The sequence below is a fragment of the Pseudomonas sp. TZ252 genome (genome assembly GCF_056110345.1).
On sequence record NZ_CM148566.1, the window covers coordinates 4,687,731 to 4,703,130 of the forward strand.

A 15,400-nucleotide genomic window follows, 5' to 3' on the forward strand; every position below is an offset into this window, starting at 1 on the left:
AGTGGGTGGGCGTTCGCTTCAGGCGCTTTCCCAATCGCGGATCGCCGTCAGCAGCGCCTCGCCGTCGGCGAACTCGCGGTCCGCCGGCGGCAGCGCCGGACGCGCCAGGACCAGCACCGGCAGGCCCATTTCCCGCGCCACCTGGAGCTTCGGCTCGGTGGCCTGGCTACCGCTGTTCTTGCTCACCAGCACGTCGCAGGCGAGGCGCTCGAACAACGCCCGTTCGCCATCCAGGCTGAACGGCCCGCGCGCGCCGATCACCTCGGCGCGCGGCGCGGCCGGCTGGCCTTGCAGGCAGCGCACGGTCCAGTGCTGGTGCGGCGGGACCTGGCCGAGATGCTCCAGCGGTTCGCGGCCGAGGGTGAACAGCGGACGGCGGAAGGGTGCGAGGGCGGCGATCAGCTCGCGCCAGTCGGCTACCTCGCGCCAGTCGTCGCCGGGCCCGGCCTGCCAGCCGGGCCGGCGCAGCGCCCAGCAGGGCACTCCGGCCAGTCGCGCGGCGCGCACGGCGTTCTGGCTGATCCGTGCGGCGTAGGGGTGGGTGGCGTCCACCAGCAGGTCGAAGCCCTGCTCGTCGATGAACGCCGCCAGCCCTTCGGCGCCGCCGTAGCCGCCGACCCGGACCCGGCAGGCCAGGTCGCCGGGCACCTTGCCCAGCCCGGCGAGGCTGTAGAGATGCGCCGGACCGAGCCGGCGGGCGAGGGCCAGGGCCTCACCGATCCCGCCGAGCAGCAACAGGCGCTTCATCGGCGCTCCTCGCAGGCCTGGCCGACCAGGTTGCCCTGGCGGTCGATGGCGAAGACTTCCAGCGCCACCTCGGTGGGCACGATGCCGCGGGCGAAGCGCAGGGCGTGGGCGCAGACCGCATCGCCCAGGGCCACGCCTTCAGCGTGTGCCTGGGCCAGCGCCTGCTGGCTGGTGTTGGCGGCGCGCATGCTGTCCTGTAGCGCGGTGCTGGCACCGAGCGCGGCGGCCCAGCCGGCCAATTGCGGCAGGTCGATGCTGGAATGGCGGCTGTGCAGGTCGAGGTGGCCGCCGGCGAGCTTGCTGATCTTGCCGAAGCCGCCGCACAGGCTGAGCTTTTCCACCGGCGCCCTGCGCAGGTGCTTGAGCACCGCGCCGGCGAAGTCGCCCATCTCGATCAGGGCGATCTCCGGCAGCGCATAGCGCCGGCGCATGGCGTCCTCGCTGGCGTTGCCGGTACAGGCGGCGATGTGACGGACGCCGTTGGCGCGAGCGACATCGATGCCCTGATGGATCGAGGCGATATAGGCCGAGCAGGAGAACGGCCGGACGATGCCGCTGGTGCCGAGGATCGACAGCCCGCCGAGGATGCCCAGGCGCGGGTTCATGGTCTTCAGCGCCAGCTCGGCGCCGCCCTCCACGCCGATGGCGACCTCGAAGCCGCCGGCGTAGCCCCGTTCGGCGGCGAGCTGGGCGAGGTGGCGTTCGATCATCTGTCGCGGCACCGGATTGATCGCCGGCTCGCCGACCGCCAGGGTCAGCCCCGGGCGGGTCACCGTACCGACCCCGGGGCCGGCATGGAAGCGCACGCCAGGCTCGGCGCTCAGGCGCACCCGGGCGAACACCAGGGCGCCATGAGTGACGTCGGGATCGTCGCCGGCATCCTTGAGGGTGCCGGCTTCCGCGCCGTTTTCCCAGGCGCGGCAGAATTCCAGGCGCATCAGCACCTGCTGGCCCTTGGGCAGGACGATCTGCACCGCGTCGCTGATCGTGCCGCCCAGCAGCAGGCGCGCCGCCGCCAGGCTGGTGGCGGTGGCGCAACTGCCGGTGGTGTAGCCGCTGCGCAACGGCGCGGGCTGCTCGGGGGTTTCCTCACGCATCGCGGGGAGGCTTCCTGGCGGCGGGCTTGCGCAATTCCAGCAGGGTGATCGGCAAGGCCTGGCGCCAGGTGTCGAAACCGCCCAGTGGTCGCGCGTGGGCGACGCCGAGGCGGGTGAGGTCGCCACCCAGGCGTTGCTGCCAGTCGAGCAGCACCCGTTCGCTCTGCAGGGTGACCGCGTTGGCGAGCAGGCGGCCGCCGGGCCGCAGGCGCTCCCAGCAGGTTTCCAGCACGCCCTCGGCGGTGACCCCGCCGCCGATGAAGATGGCGTCCGGCTCGGGCAGTTCCAGCAGGGCCTCCGGGGCGCTGCCGGCGACCAGGTGTAGGGTCGGTACGCCGAGGGCGTCGCGGTTGTGGCGGATATGTTCCTGGCGCTCGTCGTTGGCTTCGATGGCGATCGCCCGGCAACTGGGGTGCGCGCGCATCCATTCGATGCCGATGGAGCCGCAACCGGCGCCGACGTCCCAGAGCAGCTCGCCGGGGCAGGGCGCCAGGCGCGCCAGGGTCACGGCGCGGACGTCGCGCTTGGTCAACTGGCCGTCGTGGCGATAGGCCTCGTCGGCCAGGCCCGGGGTCAGCGGCAGGCGCACGGCGCCGGCGCCGGCGCGGCATTCCACCGCCACCAGGTTGAGATCGGCGGCGCGCGGCAGCGACCAGTCGCCGGCGAGGCCGTCGAGACGGCGCTCGAGCGGCCCGCCGAGGTGTTCCAGCACGCTCAGGCGACTGGCGCCGAAGCCACGGGCGTTCAACAGGCGGGCGATGGCGGCCGGGCTGTCGCCGTCGTTGCTGAGGACCAGCAGGCGCCGGCCGTCGTGGACCTGTGCCTGCAGCGCCGCCAGCGGGCGCGCCACCAGCGACAGGCAGGCGACCTCCTGCAGGGCCCAGCCGAGGCGGGCGGCGGCCAGCGAGAGGGAGGAGGGCGCCGGCAGGACCCGCAGTTCGGTCGCCAGCAGTTGCCGGGCGAGACTGGCGCCGACGCCGAACAGCATCGGGTCGCCGCTGGCCAGCACGCAGGTCGGCTGGCCGCGCCGGGCCAGCAATGGTTCCAGGGAGAACGGCGTCGGCCAGGTTTCGCGGGCGGCGCCGATGCACGGCGGCAGCAGTTCCAGCTGGCGCGCCGCGCCGACGATCCGGCTGGCTTGCAGCAGGGCACGCCGGGCCTGCTTGCCGAGGCCGGGATAACCGTCCTCGCCGATGCCCACCAGGGTCAGCCAGGGCGGCGTCGAGTCTGCCGATGACACGGTTCCGATACTCCTGAAATGCGTCTGTGAAGGGCCCGCGACGGCTTCCGGACGGAATGGGTTTTCCCGGCCCCGGGCTGGGCGGCATAATAGCGCGTTCGTCGGTGCCCGGCCCTTTCGCGTTAGCGCGGGGCCAACGAGGGCCGAAGAGGGAACACGGAGCCGCGGTCTTTTCGAAGCCCGGGCCTAGCCGTGGCTGCCCCCGCAACTGTATGCAGCCTGTATTCGCGCCATTCGCCACTGGATTACCGGGAAGGCGGCGCGAAGCGGAGGTTCCTCCCCCGGGTGGAACGCCGGGCTGCGAGCCAGGAGACCTGCCGCCGAAACCAGTCGCGAGTGCCAACATCGGGCGGGGTGTACCGATGCCGTGGTCTGTCCCTGGGGGACAGCGGTGCGGTCGCCGCGACGCCGATTCGAGTAGCGTTTTTGAACGACGACCAGACCCCGGCGCCCCTGCCCGTACCACGTCCGTCGCCCTGTCCCGGCCTGCTGCGTATCGTCCAGGCGCTGGACGGCGGCATCTGCCGCATCAAGCTCGACGCCGGCCGCCTGGACGCCGCCCAGGCACGCGCCGTGGCGGCCGCGGCGCGGGATTGCGCCAGCGGCGTGATCGAGGCGACCAACCGTTCCAACCTGCAATTGCGCGGCGTCCGTCGCGGCGAGGAAGAGCGGCTTGTCCGCCGCCTGCTGGACGCCGGCCTCGGTCCCCGGCATGAGTCCCTGGCCGGCGCCGACGACGTGCGTAACCTGATGCTCAGCCCGGCCGCCGGGCTCGATCCGCACCTGTCGCTGGACGTGCGCCCGCTGGCCGCTCGGCTGTTGCTGCGGCTCCAGGCGGACAGCCGCTACCACGCGCTGTCGGCCAAGTTCGCCATCCAGCTGGACGGCGGCGAAGACCTGGCGATGCTCGAACATCCCCATGACATCTGGCTCTCGCCGATGCCCGCGGCGCCGACCGCGACGCTGGTCTTCGGACTCGCCGGCTGCCCGGCCCGCGACCGCCCCCTGGCGGCGTTGCCGGCGGAGCGGGGCGAGTCCCTGGTGCTGGCGCTGCTCGACCTGTTCCTCGAGCGCGCCCAGCCGCAACAGACGCGAATGCGCCACCTGTTGCAGGAGCTGGCCGGAGAACCCTTGCTGGAGGCCTTGCAGGCGCGCCTGGATTTCCCTCTGCGGCGTGACGAGCGGGTGGCGGCCTGGCGGCGTTCGCCGGGGCGTCCGTGGAGTCATCTCGGCGTCCAGCCGCAACGCCAGCCGGGCCTGGTGATGGTCGGCGCGGCGGCGCCGCTCGGCCGGCTCGACAGCGCTTGCCTGGAAGGCCTGGCCGAGCTGGTCGAACGCCATGGCGACGGCAGCCTGCGCCTGACCCCCTGGCAAGGCGTGCTCCTGCCGAACCTGGCGCACGCCGAGGCCGACCAGGCGCTGCTCGGCCTGCGCGGACTCGGCCTGCTGACCGAGCCCGATGCGCCGTTGGCGCGGCTGATCGCCTGCAGCGGTTCCAGCGCCTGCGCCAGGGGCCTGGCCGACACCAAGGGCGACGCCTTGCGCCTGGCCGAACGCCTCGGCCCGCGCAGCGACCTGCCGCAACTGCACCTGTGCGGCTGCGAACGGTCCTGCGCCGCCGCCCACCGCGCGCCGCTCACCCTGCTGGCGCGCAGCGGCGGGTTCTACGACCTGTACCGGCACGACCCATGCCACCCCGGATTCGGCCAGTTGCTGGCCAGCCGCCTGACTTTCGCCACGGCCGCCGACTACCTGGCGGCCCTGCCTTCCCAGCCCACTTCCGGAAAACCCGCATGATTGACTACATCCGCGATGGCCAGGCGATCTATCGCCAGTCGTTCGCCACCATCCGCGCCGAAGCGAACCTCGCCGGCATCCCGGCCGACCTTGAAAAGCTCGCGGTCAGGGTGATCCACGCCTGCGGCATGGTCGACGTGGTCGACGACCTGCGCTTCTCGCCCGGCGCCGGCGCCGCCGGCCGCGCCGCGCTGACCGCCGGCGCGGCGATCCTCTGCGACGCGCGGATGGTCGCCGAAGGCGTGACCCGCTCGCGGCTGCCCGCCGCCAACCGGGTGATCTGCACCCTCAACGAAGCGGACGTGCCGGCGCTCGCCACGGAACTCGGCAATACCCGCTCGGCGGTGGCCCTGGAGCACTGGCGCGAGCACCTGGAGGGCAGCGTGGTGGTGATCGGCAACGCGCCGACCGCGCTGTTCTACCTGCTGGAAATGCTCGACGCCGGCGCGCCGAAACCGGCGCTGATCCTGGGCTTCCCGGTCGGCTTCGTCGGCGCCGCGGAATCCAAGGAGATGCTCGCCGCCGATAGCCGCGGGGTGCCCTACGTGATCGTCCGCGGTCGCCGTGGCGGCAGCGCCATGGCCGCCGCGGCGGTGAACGCCCTGGCCACGGAGCGCGAATGATGAGTGTCGTGAAGGGCCGCCTGCTGGGCCTGGGCGTCGGGCCCGGCGATCCCGAACTGATCACCCTCAAGGCCCTGCGCCTGCTGCGCGCGGCGCCGGTGGTCGGCTATTTCGTGGCCAAGGGCAAGAAGGGCAACGCCTTCGGCATCATCGAGGCGCACCTGGACCAGGCCCAGGTGCGCCTGCCGCTGGTCTATCCGGTGACCACCGAGAAGCTGGAACCGCCGCTGTGCTACGAGACCATCATCAGCGATTTCTACGACACCGCCGCCGAACAGCTGGCCGCGCACCTGGACGCCGGCCGCGACGTGGCGGTGATCTGCGAGGGCGACCCGTTCTTCTACGGTTCCTACATGTACCTGCACGACCGCCTGGCGACGCGCTACGAAAGCGAAGTGGTGCCTGGCGTCTGCTCGATGCTCGGCGGCGCGGCGGTGCTCGGTGCGCCGCTGGTGTACCGCAACCAGAGCCTCTCGGTGCTCTCCGGAGTGCTGCCCGAGGAGGAGTTGCGCCGGCGCCTGGCGGATGCCGACGCGGCGGTGGTGATGAAGCTCGGCCGCAATTTCGACAAGGTCCGCCGCGTGCTGGTCGAGCTTGGCCTCGAGCGCCGCGCGCTGTACGTCGAGCGGGCGACCATGGCCAACCAGCGGATCGTGCCGTTGGAACGGGTGGAGCCGATGGCCTCGCCGTACTTCTCGCTGATCGTCGTCCCCGGCGACAAGTGGCAGGGAGGGGCCGGCGGTGAGTGACGCCCAGCAGGTTCCGGCCATCGTCATCCTCGGCCAGGGCGCGCTGGATACCGCGCGGCGGGTCCAGGCGCGCTATCCCGGGGCGCTGGTCCACGGGCTCGCCGGGCGGGTCGAGGCCGACCGTTCCTATACGGACTTCGGCGACACCCTGCGCGAACTGTATTGCGCCGACCGCCCGATCGTCGCCCTGTGCGCCGCCGGCATCGTCATTCGCAGCCTGGCGCCGTTGTTGCAACGCAAGGGAGCGGAGCCGCCGGTGCTGGCCCTGGCCGAGGACGGTAGCGCGGTGGTGCCGCTGCTCGGCGGGCTGGCCGGGGTCAACCGGCTGGCGCGGGAAATCGGCGAGGTGCTGGCCGTGGCGCCGGCGATCACCACCAGCGGCGAGCTGCGCTTCGGCACCTGCGTGCTCAACCCGCCCGCCGGTTATGTCCTGGCCGACCTGGAGCAGGGCAAGCGCTTCGTTGCCGATTTGCTCGGTGGCCAGCCGGTGCGCGTCGAGGGTGCCGCCGGCTGGCTCGACGCGGCCCGTTTGCCGCGCGACCCGGCGGCGGCGCTGGCGATTCACGTGACGCCCTCGGCGCGTGCGCCGCGGGCCGAGGAACTGCTGATCCATCCGCGCTGCGTGCTGGCGGCGCTCGAACCTGCCGACGCGGCGGCGGACGCGGTGCGCCAGGCGCTGGTCGATGCCGGCCTGGCCGCGGCGGCGCTCGGCGGCTTGCTGGCCGACAGCGCGCGGATGGCCGATCCGCGCCTGCAGGCCGCCGCCGATGCGCTCGGCGTACCGCTGCGCTTCCTGCCGCAGGCCGATCCCGCTGCGCGCCTGCGCCAGGCCTTGCCCGCCGCCGAGCAGGTCGGCGACCGACTGGCGGTGGCCGCCGCGCCCTTGGCGATGGACCGCATCGGCCAGCGTCGCGGCCGACTCACAGTGATCGGCCTGGGGCCCGGCTGCGCCGAGCTGATGGTGCCTGCGGCGCGGCGGGCACTGGACGAGGCCGAGGACATCCTCGGCTACCAGACCTACGTCGACATGGCCGGACCCTTCCGCGCCGGACAGGTGCTGCATGGCAGCGACAACCGCGAGGAATTGCAGCGCGCCCGGCATGCCTTCGAACTGGCGGCGACGGGCAGGGCGGTGGTGCTGGTATCGTCCGGCGACCCCGGCGTGTTCGCCATGGCCGCCGCGGTGCTGGAAGCCCTGCATGGCGCTGGCGAGCCGGCCTGGGACGCGGTCGAGCTGCGGATCTTCCCTGGCGTCTCGGCGGCCCTGGCCACCGCGGCCAGGGCGGGGGCGCCTCTGGGCCACGATTTCTGCCTGCTGTCGCTGTCCGACAACCTCAAGCCCTGGGAGGTGATCGAGCGGCGCCTGGACCTGGCCGGCGCCGCCGACCTGGCGATGGCTTTCTACAATCCGATCTCGCGGGCGCGGCCCTGGCAACTGGGACGGGCGCTGGAGATCGTCGCCCGCCATCGTTCGCCGCAGACCCTGGTGGTGCTCGGTCGCGACATCGGGCGGCCCGGTGAGCGCCTGCTGCGCACCACCCTGGGCGAGCTGCGTGCGGAGCAGGTGGACATGCGCACCCTGGTGATCATCGGCTCGTCCACTACCCGCAGCTTCCCGCGCGCCGACGGCGAAGCCTGGGTCTACACGCCGCGCTGGTACCCATCGGAATAGCGGGGCGGGAGCGCGCGCGGAAATGTGGCAGACTGCTGCGCGCATCCCTGTACCGCGGAGCCTGAATCCATGTCCTTTCGCTGTTCCCCGTGCCGCCTGGCCGGCATCCTGCTGGCGGCGCTGTTCGTTCCGGGGCTGGCCGCGGCGGCCGGCTCCTGCGAGCGCCTGGTGGCCACCGGCAACCCGGAGTACCCACCCTACCTGTGGCGCGACCCGCAGGATCCGAAGCGCCTGATCGGAGCCAATGCCGACCTGTTGCAGCGCCTGGGCAAGGAGCTCGGCGTGCGCATCGACGTGCTCTACAGCGGCTCCTGGGAGAAGGCCCAGGAAGAGGTGACCAGCGGTCGCGCCGACCTGCTCGCCGGGGCCTACCTGACCCTGGCACGGCTCGGCAGCATGGACTATGTACATCCGCCGTTCCTGATGACCAGCGGGGTGGTCTGGGTGAACAAGGACGCCGCGTTCCCGTTCATCGGCCGCGACGACCTGATCGGGCACAAGGGCAGCGTGCTGGCCGGCAGCAGCCTGGGCGAGGAGTTCGACCGCTTCGCCAAGGCCAGTCTCGACCTGAAGCCGGTGCCGAGCCTGACCCAGGGCTTGCAGGACCTGATGCTCAAGCGCAGCGAGTTCCTCCTCTACCAGGCGTTGCCCGGGCAGGCCCAGGTCGAGGCGCTGGGCATGGCCGACGACCTGGAGGCGCTGGAACCGGTGCTGAGCAGCGAGGGGCTGTACCTGACGCTGTCGCACAACTCCGCCTGCAACGATCCGTGGCTGCGCGGACAACTGGCGAAAAAGATGACAGAATTGTCGGCTGCCGGCGTTCCCGTAACGCTCTTGCAGGACAATCTCGAACGCTGGAAAGCCCAGCAATTGCCGGCTTCCGGCGCCAGTTCGACTACGCAGGAAAGTGACTTGTGAGCATTCGATGGATGATGGCCGCAGGCCTCGCCGCGCTGACCCTGAGCGGTTGTGCGAGCAACGACCCGGCTCCGCTGGAGCAGATGCGCCTGACCGAACAGGCGCTGGAGCAGGCCAAGGCGGTGGGTGCCACCGACGACGTGGCCGAGCTGAAACTGGCCCAGGACAAGTACGCCGCGGCGCAGATCGCGATGACCGCGGAGTCCTACAAGAAGGCGCGCCTGTTGGCCGAGCAGGCCGAGCTGGACGCACGCCTCGCCGAGTCCAAGGTGCTGACGCAGAAGAGCAAGGACCAGCTCGGCGAGCTGGACAAGAGCCTGAAACGTCTGCGCAAGCAACTGGGGGAGACCGACTGATGCCGGGCAAAGCGACTCTCTTCGCCACCCTGCTGGCCTGCGCCGCGCTGGCTGGCTGCGCCGACCACAAGCTCAGCGAACAGTCGCTGGCCAAGGCGCAGAGCGAGTTCGACCAGGTCAAGGAAGATTCCGACGTGCTCCGCGCGGCGCCCAAGGATGTGATCCGCGCCGGCGAATCGCTGGCCCGCGCCGAACGCCTGTCCAGCTACTGGGGCAGCAGCAGCGACGTGATCCAGTATGCCTACCTGAGCCAGCGCTACAGCGAGATCGCTCGCCAGCACGCCTTGCTCAACCTCAACCAGGAGCGCCTGACCCGCCTGCAACTGGAGCGCGAGCGCCTGCAACTGGCCCTGCGCGAAGCCAAGCTGCTCAGCGTGCAGGAGCAGGGCCAGCGCCTGAGCGAGGAGATCGCCAGTCTCAGCACCGAGGAAACCGAGCGTGGCCTGGTGCTCACCCTTGGCGACGTGCTGTTCGACTTCAACCGCGCCGAACTCAAGCCGGCGGCCAACCGCACCGCGCTGAAGCTGGTGCAGTTCCTCCAGCTCAATCCGCGGCGGGTGATCCGCATCGAAGGCTATACCGACAGCGTCGGCGACAGGCAGGCCAACCTCGACCTGTCGCGCGAGCGCGCCCAGGCGGTGGCCGACGTGCTCGCCGATCTCGGCGTGGATCCCGCGCGCATGCAGGTGGTCGGCTACGGCGAAGCCTTCCCGGTCACCGACAACGCCTCCAACCGGGGGCGGGCGCAGAACCGCCGGGTGGAGATCGTCTTCTCCAACGACAAGGGCCAGCTCAGCGCGCCGCGCTGAGTCCCGCGCTGCCGCAGGGAGCCCCGGTACCCCAAAGGGTCCGGGGCTTTTTTCGCCTGGCGAACCGGGTGGCGCCGGATTTCTCTGTCAGACCTTGCGCAAGAGCGGGCTATCATCGGGATCGAACTAGTTCGAGCAGCAATCCGTGCAGCATAAGCACCTTGTATTTCGTTATAACGAGTAGAGAGGCGCAATGAGTTCGAACGAAACCCTGCCGGGGCTGGTGATCGCCGATTCCTTCCCGGTCATGCAGTGGGCGCTGCAGCGCTACCTCAGCGAGGAGTGCGGACGCCAGGTGCTGGCGGTGGTCGGCGATAGCGACAGCCTGGTGGAGCGCCTGGCCGACCTGCCGCCGGAAAGCATCCTGATCACCGAGCTGGGCTTGCCTGGCCAGCGCAGCCGCGACGGTATCCACCTGGTGGAATGGCTGACCCGGCACTGCCCGCAAATGAAGGTGATGGTCTACTCGGTGTTCAGCGCGCCGTTGCTGGCCAAGGCGGTCCTGCGCAGCGGCGCCTCGGCCTACATCAGCAAGCGCAGCCCGCTGGAGACGTTGAAGGCGGCGCTGGAGTGCATGGCGCTCGGACAGACCTTCCTCGACCCCGGCCTGCACCCGCAGCGGCATACCGGCAAGCCGCTGAGCCCCACCGAGGTGGACATCCTCCGGCGCCTGGCGCGTGGCGACACGGTCAGCGAGATCGCCCAGCGGACCATGCGCAGCGTGTCGACCATCAGCACCCACAAGAAGAACGCGATGGTCAAGATAGGCCTCAACAGTGACGCCGAACTGATCGCCCTGGGCGTGATGAACTGGCTCCACGAACTCGCCTGACCGGGTTCGAAACATCTCGACCGCCAGTTGCGGAACAATCCTCGCCAGCCCCCGGGAGCCATCCCGCCGCAGCCGAGGAATCCGCATGATCCGCCAGCCCCGCTTTGCCCGTTTCGTTCTGCCGTTGTTGCTGAGCCTGTGCCAGCCGTCCTTCGCCGCCGAACTCCGCGCGGTTGCCGAAGCACGCCGCCAGGAACTCCTGCTGGAGGACTCGCCGGTGGCGTGCGGCGAGGTGGGCTGCACGGCGCGGGAAAGCCTCAGCCTGGTGGCGTTGCAGGTGCAGGCCCGGGTTCTGGTCACCCGCCTCGGCCGCGATGATTTTTCCCCGGCCGCCCGCCAGCCCGCCGCCGTCCCGGACTACCGCCTGTTCGGCGATCTCGGCCTGGCGCCAAGCCCCTTCGCCTGGCAAGCGTTGACCGGCGAGAGCGCGGCGGCGGACGCGTTGCGTTTCTGACTTTCCCTATGGCCGCTCCCCAGGCGGCTCTTGGCGGACTGTTTCCCGCCCGCACCCGGCCGGTGGCGACCGACCGGGTTTTCTTTTTCTCGCGAACGCGCCGTCTCTGCGACCGACCCGTACAGTTTTGCGACTGTATGCCTGGTTGTCGGCCGAACTGTTCTGGAGCAGTTTCACGAATTGAGCTACTGTTTCGGTTCAATCGCCGAGGAAAACCCGCCATGACCAATCTGCTGCTTTACCAACGCATCGCCCAGCAGTTGGCCGAGGACATTCGCCGTGGCGTCTACCAGCCGGGCGAGCGGGTACCGTCGGTGCGCAAGCTCAGTACCCAGTTGAACGTCAGCCACGCCACCGTGCTGCAGGCCTACGCCACCCTCGAGGACCAGGGACTGATCCGCGCCCGTCCGCAATCCGGCTTCTACGTCCACCGCACCCCGGCGCTGACCGCGCCGACCCCGGATATCGCGCGGGTCGAGCGTCCCGGCCTGGTCACCCGCAGCAGCATCATCAACCAGGTGCTCGCCGAGTCCCGCCGCGAAGGGGTATTCCCGCTCGGCGCGGCGGTGCCGCACGTGGACTACCTGCCGGTGCGCGCCTTGCACCAGCAACTGGCCAAGGTCACCCGCTTCCAGAGCCCACGGGCGTTCAGCTACATGTTCAGCCCCGGTTTCGAGCCGCTGCGGCGGCAGGTGGCGATCCGCATGCGCGACGCCGGCGTGGTGGTCGACCCGTCGCAGGTGACCATCACCCACGGCTGCGTGGATGCGATCCACATGGCCCTGCGGGTGCTGACCCGTCCCGGCGACCTGATCGCCACCGAGTCGCCGAGCTACTACGGCCTGCTGCAACTGGCCGACGTGCTGGGCCTGAAGGTCATCGAGATCCCCAGCGACCCGCGCACCGGGATCAGCCTTGAAGCGCTGCAACTGGCGGCCAACCAGTGGTCGATCAAGGCCTTGGTGCTGACCGCGCGGCTGAGCAATCCCTTCGGCGGGACGATTCCCGAGGATCGCCAGAAGCAACTGCTGAAACTGACCGCCGAACACAACATCGGGGTGGTCGAGGACGACATCTACGGCGAACTGATGTTCGACCAGGGCCAGGCGCGCTCGCTCAAGTCCCACGACCGCGACGGCCGGGTGATCTACTGCTCGAGTTTCTCCAAGACCATCTCGCCCGGCGTACGCATCGGCTGGATCATCGCCGAGCGCTACCAGGAGGAGATCCGTCGCTTGCAGACCTTCACCACCCATTCGGCCTGCACCGTGACCCAGATGGGCGTCGCCGCCTACCTGGAGAACGGCGGCTACGACCGCCACCTGCGCTACATCCGCCAGGAGTACCGGAAGAACATGACCGCCTACCAGTTGGCGGTGCAGCAGTACTTCCCGGAAGGTACGCAGATGACCCGGCCCAAGGGCGGCTTCATCCTCTGGGTCAGCCTGCCGGCCAAGGTCAACACCAAGGAACTCCACGTGCGGGCCCTGGAGCAGGGCATCAGCATCGCCCCGGGGCTGATCTTCAGCAACACCGAGCAGTTCAACAACTGCCTGCGGCTGACCTGCGGGATTCCCTGGAACCGCGAGGCGGAGCGGGCGATCATGACCCTCGGCATGCTTGCCGGGCAGCTTTGCCAGGAAGGCCTTATCGCCGCCTGAGCGCGAGGCGCTCCCCTGGCTGAGGGGCGCCCCGCGACAGTCCGCGAAGAGTTTTCCCGGGGATTAACCCGAATCCACCGACAGCTTCGTCTCAGCGGGTATCTCCGCTGCACGACGAGGTCGTCTCGATGTTTTTCCCGGCTTCCATCCGGACCGGCACTTTCGCCGAACTGTCCGACGCTGGAAAATGTCTACCGATAGCCGCTCCGGCCGCGCTTCTGGCGACGGCCCGCGCGTTTCGTGGCGACGCCGATGCGTGCCGCGAAGGATGTGGCCGATGAGCCTGCTCTCGGTCGCCTTTGACACAGGACAGGAGTCGACCAGCGGCATGCATGCCTCCACCAGCGCCACGACGGCCGCCGGCAGCGACGAAACGCTGCTGGCGCGTTACCGCAAGGGCGACAGCGCGGCCTTCGAGGTGCTCTACCAGCGCCATCGGCAAGGTCTCTACCGTTTTCTCTGCGGCCTGGCCGGACAGACCGAACTGGCCGACGAGATCTACCAGGAAACCTGGCTCAGCCTGATCCGCAGCGAGAGCCAGCCGCAGGGCCGGGCGAGCTTCCGCACCTGGCTCTACCAGATCGCCCGCAACCGCCTGATCGATCATTGGCGCAAGCATGGCCAGCGCCAGCCGTTGCAGGACAGCTACGACGAACAGTTGCACGCGCAACCCGACCAGGGCGCCGGCCCCGAGCAGCAGCTCAGCCTGAGCCGCGACGGCGAGCGCTTGCAGAGCGCGCTGGAGACCCTGCCCGAGGAACAGCGCGAGGTATTCCTGATGCGCGCCCACGGCGAACTGGAACTGGCCGAGATCGCCACGCTCACCCAGTCGCCGCTGGAGACGGTGAAGAGCCGTTTCCGCTACGCGGTGCAGAAGCTGCGCCGGCTGCTGGCCGAGGAGGTGGCGGTATGAACCCACAGAAGCATTCCGCGAGCGTCGCCGAAGAGCAGATGCTGGCGCATTTCCGCGCCCACGCGCCGCAGCAGCCGGCGCCGGCGCTGGACCAGGCGATCCTCGCCGCCGCGCGACGCCAGGCGGCGCATGTCGAACCCGCCCGGTCCTGGTGGCGGCGCTGGCTGGAAGCCTCCCGCAGGCCGCGTTGGCAGGCGGCTTTCGCCAGCCTGCTGGGCGTGGCGCTGGTGCTGGGGCTGGTCAGCCACAACGTGCTGGACGACGCCGAGCGCCAGGCCCGCCCCGAAGTGGCGTTCAGCGATGTGCCCCTGCGCGACGGAGTCGCCGGGGCCGCTGCGGCGAAGCGGGCCATGCGCGCGCCGGCGGCGCCGGCTCCGCTGTCCAGCGAGATGTCGGAGCCCCCGGCCTTGCTGGCCAGCTACGCGTCGTCCGGGGAGGCGCCGCAACTGATGGCCGAGGTCGCGCCGGCGGCTCCGGCTGCCCTGGCCGACCGACCGCCGGCCCAGGCCGCGCAGCAGGCGAAGGTCCAGGCGGCGCTGGCCGGCGACTTCGTCGCCCAGGCCAGGGGCAAGGCGGTTGCGGTGAAGCCGGAGGTGCTCGACGAGGCGCTCGGGGCGGTCCTTGCCCTGCGTGAGCAGGGCAAGACGGAGCAGGCCGCGACCCAGTTGGCCGAGCTGCAGAAACGTTTCCCCGGAGAGAACCTGGTGGAACGACTGGAACGTCTCGCGACGATAGCCGCGAGCGCCAAGAAACGGCCGTGACGACCATGGCCCGCGACGCGGCGGCGTCGCGGGCTGACATCAAGCGGTTATCCGCGCATGACAGGTTAGACATGGGGCGAACAACAGAGAGAGTGCCAGGATGACGATAGTGACCCCTTGCCTTGGTTGCAGTCTGCCGTCAGCATTGCCGCAATTGGCCATACCTGCGTGACTATGAAACGTCTTTGCCGAATTTGCGTCGTTGTTCTTTTCGGTTGCTTCCTGGCGGCCTGCGATGACGGCTCCAAGGCACCGGAAAAGAAAGCCCCGGAAGCACCGCCGCAGGAGCAGCGCGCCCCTGCCAAGCCAGTGAAGCCTGCACGAGCGGAGCCAGCGCCTGCCGTGCCTGCCGCGCCGAAAACAGCTTCGAAGAAGGTCGCGCCAGCCGCGGAGCAGGTTGCCGAACCCAAGCCGCCGGCCAAGCCGAAGCCTGCGGCTGCGCCGCCGAAGCCGGCCAGCAGGCCGGTCGCCAAGGACAAGCCGGCGCCGGCGAAGCGCGCTTCCACCGCTCGTCTCGACCCCGAGGTACGCAAGCCGCTGCCGAGCGCCAAGCTGGACCTGCGCCTGCCGAAGGAACTGGTGCAGAAGATGGCGCCGCCCGGCACGGAAGAGACCCATAAGCCCAAGCCGCTGTTGCCGCCGATGTTCGAGGAAAAGGACGACAGCGACTTCCGCCTCAACGGCCAGTTGCTCTATCGCGACCGCGAACTGGGCGTGTCGCGGCCCCTGGAAGGGGCCGAGTTGCAGTTCGAGTTCCGCCAGTAGGCCGCC

The 15,400-nt window shown here is 70.2% G+C and carries 16 protein-coding genes and 1 riboswitch; of the genes, 13 read left to right on the plus strand and 3 right to left on the minus strand.

What is annotated here, in order from left to right:
- Positions 1 to 18: 18 nt before the first annotated feature.
- From ACYAF3_RS21745 to ACYAF3_RS21755, 3 genes are read right to left on the minus strand one after another with little or no spacing between them, the layout of a single operon-like run.
- A complete protein-coding gene (locus ACYAF3_RS21745; RefSeq protein ID WP_003160595.1) occupies positions 19 to 747 on the minus strand; it encodes a cobalt-precorrin-6A reductase in 729 nt (242 codons plus the stop codon).
- The gene (locus tag ACYAF3_RS21750; RefSeq protein ID WP_003114022.1) at positions 744 to 1,844 is read right to left on the minus strand and encodes a cobalt-precorrin-5B (C(1))-methyltransferase; all 1,101 of its coding nucleotides are present in this window, start codon (positions 1,842 to 1,844) and stop codon (positions 744 to 746) included. The genes ACYAF3_RS21745 and ACYAF3_RS21750 overlap by 4 nt, the downstream gene beginning before the upstream one ends.
- Positions 1,837 to 3,084, minus strand: a complete 1,248-nt coding sequence (locus ACYAF3_RS21755; RefSeq protein WP_046094854.1) for a bifunctional cobalt-precorrin-7 (C(5))-methyltransferase/cobalt-precorrin-6B (C(15))-methyltransferase — start codon at positions 3,082 to 3,084, stop codon at positions 1,837 to 1,839. Before ACYAF3_RS21755 ends, ACYAF3_RS21750 begins: the two co-directional genes overlap by 8 nt.
- An 85-nt stretch (positions 3,085 to 3,169) precedes the next feature.
- Positions 3,170 to 3,420: riboswitch (cobalamin riboswitch) on the plus strand.
- A 90-nt stretch (positions 3,421 to 3,510) separates the two neighbouring features.
- Here ACYAF3_RS21755 and cobG point away from each other — a divergent pair.
- The 13 genes from cobG to ACYAF3_RS21820 all read left to right on the plus strand — a co-directional run bounded on the left by cobG (position 3,511) and on the right by ACYAF3_RS21820 (position 15,394).
- Complete coding sequence (gene cobG / locus ACYAF3_RS21760) at positions 3,511 to 4,881, plus strand: precorrin-3B synthase (RefSeq protein ID WP_016253212.1); 1,371 nt, start codon at positions 3,511 to 3,513, stop codon at positions 4,879 to 4,881.
- Entirely contained in the window at positions 4,878 to 5,504 is a 627-nt protein-coding gene (locus tag ACYAF3_RS21765; RefSeq protein WP_003117647.1) for a precorrin-8X methylmutase, read from the plus strand. Before cobG ends, ACYAF3_RS21765 begins: the two co-directional genes overlap by 4 nt.
- Positions 5,501 to 6,253, plus strand: coding sequence for a precorrin-2 C(20)-methyltransferase (locus ACYAF3_RS21770; RefSeq protein ID WP_003091011.1), 753 nt, complete (start codon positions 5,501 to 5,503; stop codon positions 6,251 to 6,253). The genes ACYAF3_RS21765 and ACYAF3_RS21770 overlap by 4 nt, the downstream gene beginning before the upstream one ends.
- Positions 6,246 to 7,925 (plus strand): precorrin-3B C(17)-methyltransferase, encoded by a 1,680-nt coding sequence (gene cobJ, locus ACYAF3_RS21775; protein ID WP_003158670.1) that lies wholly within the window; start codon positions 6,246 to 6,248, stop codon positions 7,923 to 7,925. The genes ACYAF3_RS21770 and cobJ overlap by 8 nt, the downstream gene beginning before the upstream one ends.
- A gap of 69 nt (positions 7,926 to 7,994) precedes the next feature.
- Positions 7,995 to 8,843 carry a substrate-binding periplasmic protein gene (locus ACYAF3_RS21780; protein WP_003091009.1) on the plus strand — a complete coding sequence of 283 codons (849 nt, stop codon included), beginning with the start codon at positions 7,995 to 7,997 and terminating at the stop codon, positions 8,841 to 8,843.
- A complete protein-coding gene (locus ACYAF3_RS21785) occupies positions 8,840 to 9,199 on the plus strand; it encodes a DUF4398 domain-containing protein (protein ID WP_003091008.1) in 360 nt (119 codons plus the stop codon). The genes ACYAF3_RS21780 and ACYAF3_RS21785 overlap by 4 nt, the downstream gene beginning before the upstream one ends.
- Positions 9,199 to 10,008, plus strand: a complete 810-nt coding sequence (locus ACYAF3_RS21790) for an OmpA family protein (protein WP_003091007.1) — start codon at positions 9,199 to 9,201, stop codon at positions 10,006 to 10,008. Before ACYAF3_RS21785 ends, ACYAF3_RS21790 begins: the two co-directional genes overlap by 1 nt.
- Before the next feature lie 193 nt (positions 10,009 to 10,201).
- Positions 10,202 to 10,840: a LuxR C-terminal-related transcriptional regulator gene (locus ACYAF3_RS21795; RefSeq protein ID WP_003091005.1), complete on the plus strand. Its 639-nt coding sequence runs from the start codon at positions 10,202 to 10,204 to the stop codon at positions 10,838 to 10,840.
- 85 nt (positions 10,841 to 10,925) lie between these two features.
- The gene (locus ACYAF3_RS21800) at positions 10,926 to 11,294 is read left to right on the plus strand and encodes a hypothetical protein (protein ID WP_003114734.1); all 369 of its coding nucleotides are present in this window, start codon (positions 10,926 to 10,928) and stop codon (positions 11,292 to 11,294) included.
- Positions 11,295 to 11,515: 221 nt separating this feature from the next.
- Positions 11,516 to 12,955 (plus strand): aminotransferase-like domain-containing protein, encoded by a 1,440-nt coding sequence (locus ACYAF3_RS21805; RefSeq protein ID WP_003091003.1) that lies wholly within the window; start codon positions 11,516 to 11,518, stop codon positions 12,953 to 12,955.
- 328 nt (positions 12,956 to 13,283) lie between these two features.
- Positions 13,284 to 13,868, plus strand: a complete 585-nt coding sequence (gene sbrI, locus ACYAF3_RS21810; protein WP_003119848.1) for an ECF family RNA polymerase sigma factor SbrI — start codon at positions 13,284 to 13,286, stop codon at positions 13,866 to 13,868.
- Positions 13,865 to 14,629: an anti-sigma factor SbrR gene (sbrR, locus tag ACYAF3_RS21815; protein ID WP_025271176.1), complete on the plus strand. Its 765-nt coding sequence runs from the start codon at positions 13,865 to 13,867 to the stop codon at positions 14,627 to 14,629. Before sbrI ends, sbrR begins: the two co-directional genes overlap by 4 nt.
- Before the next feature lie 342 nt (positions 14,630 to 14,971).
- Positions 14,972 to 15,394 (plus strand): hypothetical protein, encoded by a 423-nt coding sequence (locus tag ACYAF3_RS21820; RefSeq protein WP_003091000.1) that lies wholly within the window; start codon positions 14,972 to 14,974, stop codon positions 15,392 to 15,394.
- The last annotated feature ends 6 nt before the right edge of the window (positions 15,395 to 15,400 follow it).

What these genes read in the sequence shown, in the direction of transcription:
- ACYAF3_RS21745 (WP_003160595.1), bottom strand. Translation starts at nt 747, where the DNA reads ATGAAGCGCCTGTTGCTGCTCGGCGGGATCGGTGAGGCCCTGGCCCTC.
- ACYAF3_RS21750 (WP_003114022.1), bottom strand. Translation starts at nt 1,844, where the DNA reads ATGCGTGAGGAAACCCCCGAGCAGCCCGCGCCGTTGCGCAGCGGCTAC.
- ACYAF3_RS21765 (WP_003117647.1), top strand. Translation starts at nt 4,878, where the DNA reads ATGATTGACTACATCCGCGATGGCCAGGCGATCTATCGCCAGTCGTTC.
- ACYAF3_RS21770 (WP_003091011.1), top strand. Translation starts at nt 5,501, where the DNA reads ATGATGAGTGTCGTGAAGGGCCGCCTGCTGGGCCTGGGCGTCGGGCCC.
- ACYAF3_RS21780 (WP_003091009.1), top strand. Translation starts at nt 7,995, where the DNA reads ATGTCCTTTCGCTGTTCCCCGTGCCGCCTGGCCGGCATCCTGCTGGCG.
- ACYAF3_RS21790 (WP_003091007.1), top strand. Translation starts at nt 9,199, where the DNA reads ATGCCGGGCAAAGCGACTCTCTTCGCCACCCTGCTGGCCTGCGCCGCG.
- ACYAF3_RS21795 (WP_003091005.1), top strand. Translation starts at nt 10,202, where the DNA reads ATGAGTTCGAACGAAACCCTGCCGGGGCTGGTGATCGCCGATTCCTTC.
- ACYAF3_RS21800 (WP_003114734.1), top strand. Translation starts at nt 10,926, where the DNA reads ATGATCCGCCAGCCCCGCTTTGCCCGTTTCGTTCTGCCGTTGTTGCTG.
- ACYAF3_RS21805 (WP_003091003.1), top strand. Translation starts at nt 11,516, where the DNA reads ATGACCAATCTGCTGCTTTACCAACGCATCGCCCAGCAGTTGGCCGAG.
- sbrI (WP_003119848.1), top strand. Translation starts at nt 13,284, where the DNA reads ATGCATGCCTCCACCAGCGCCACGACGGCCGCCGGCAGCGACGAAACG.
- sbrR (WP_025271176.1), top strand. Translation starts at nt 13,865, where the DNA reads ATGAACCCACAGAAGCATTCCGCGAGCGTCGCCGAAGAGCAGATGCTG.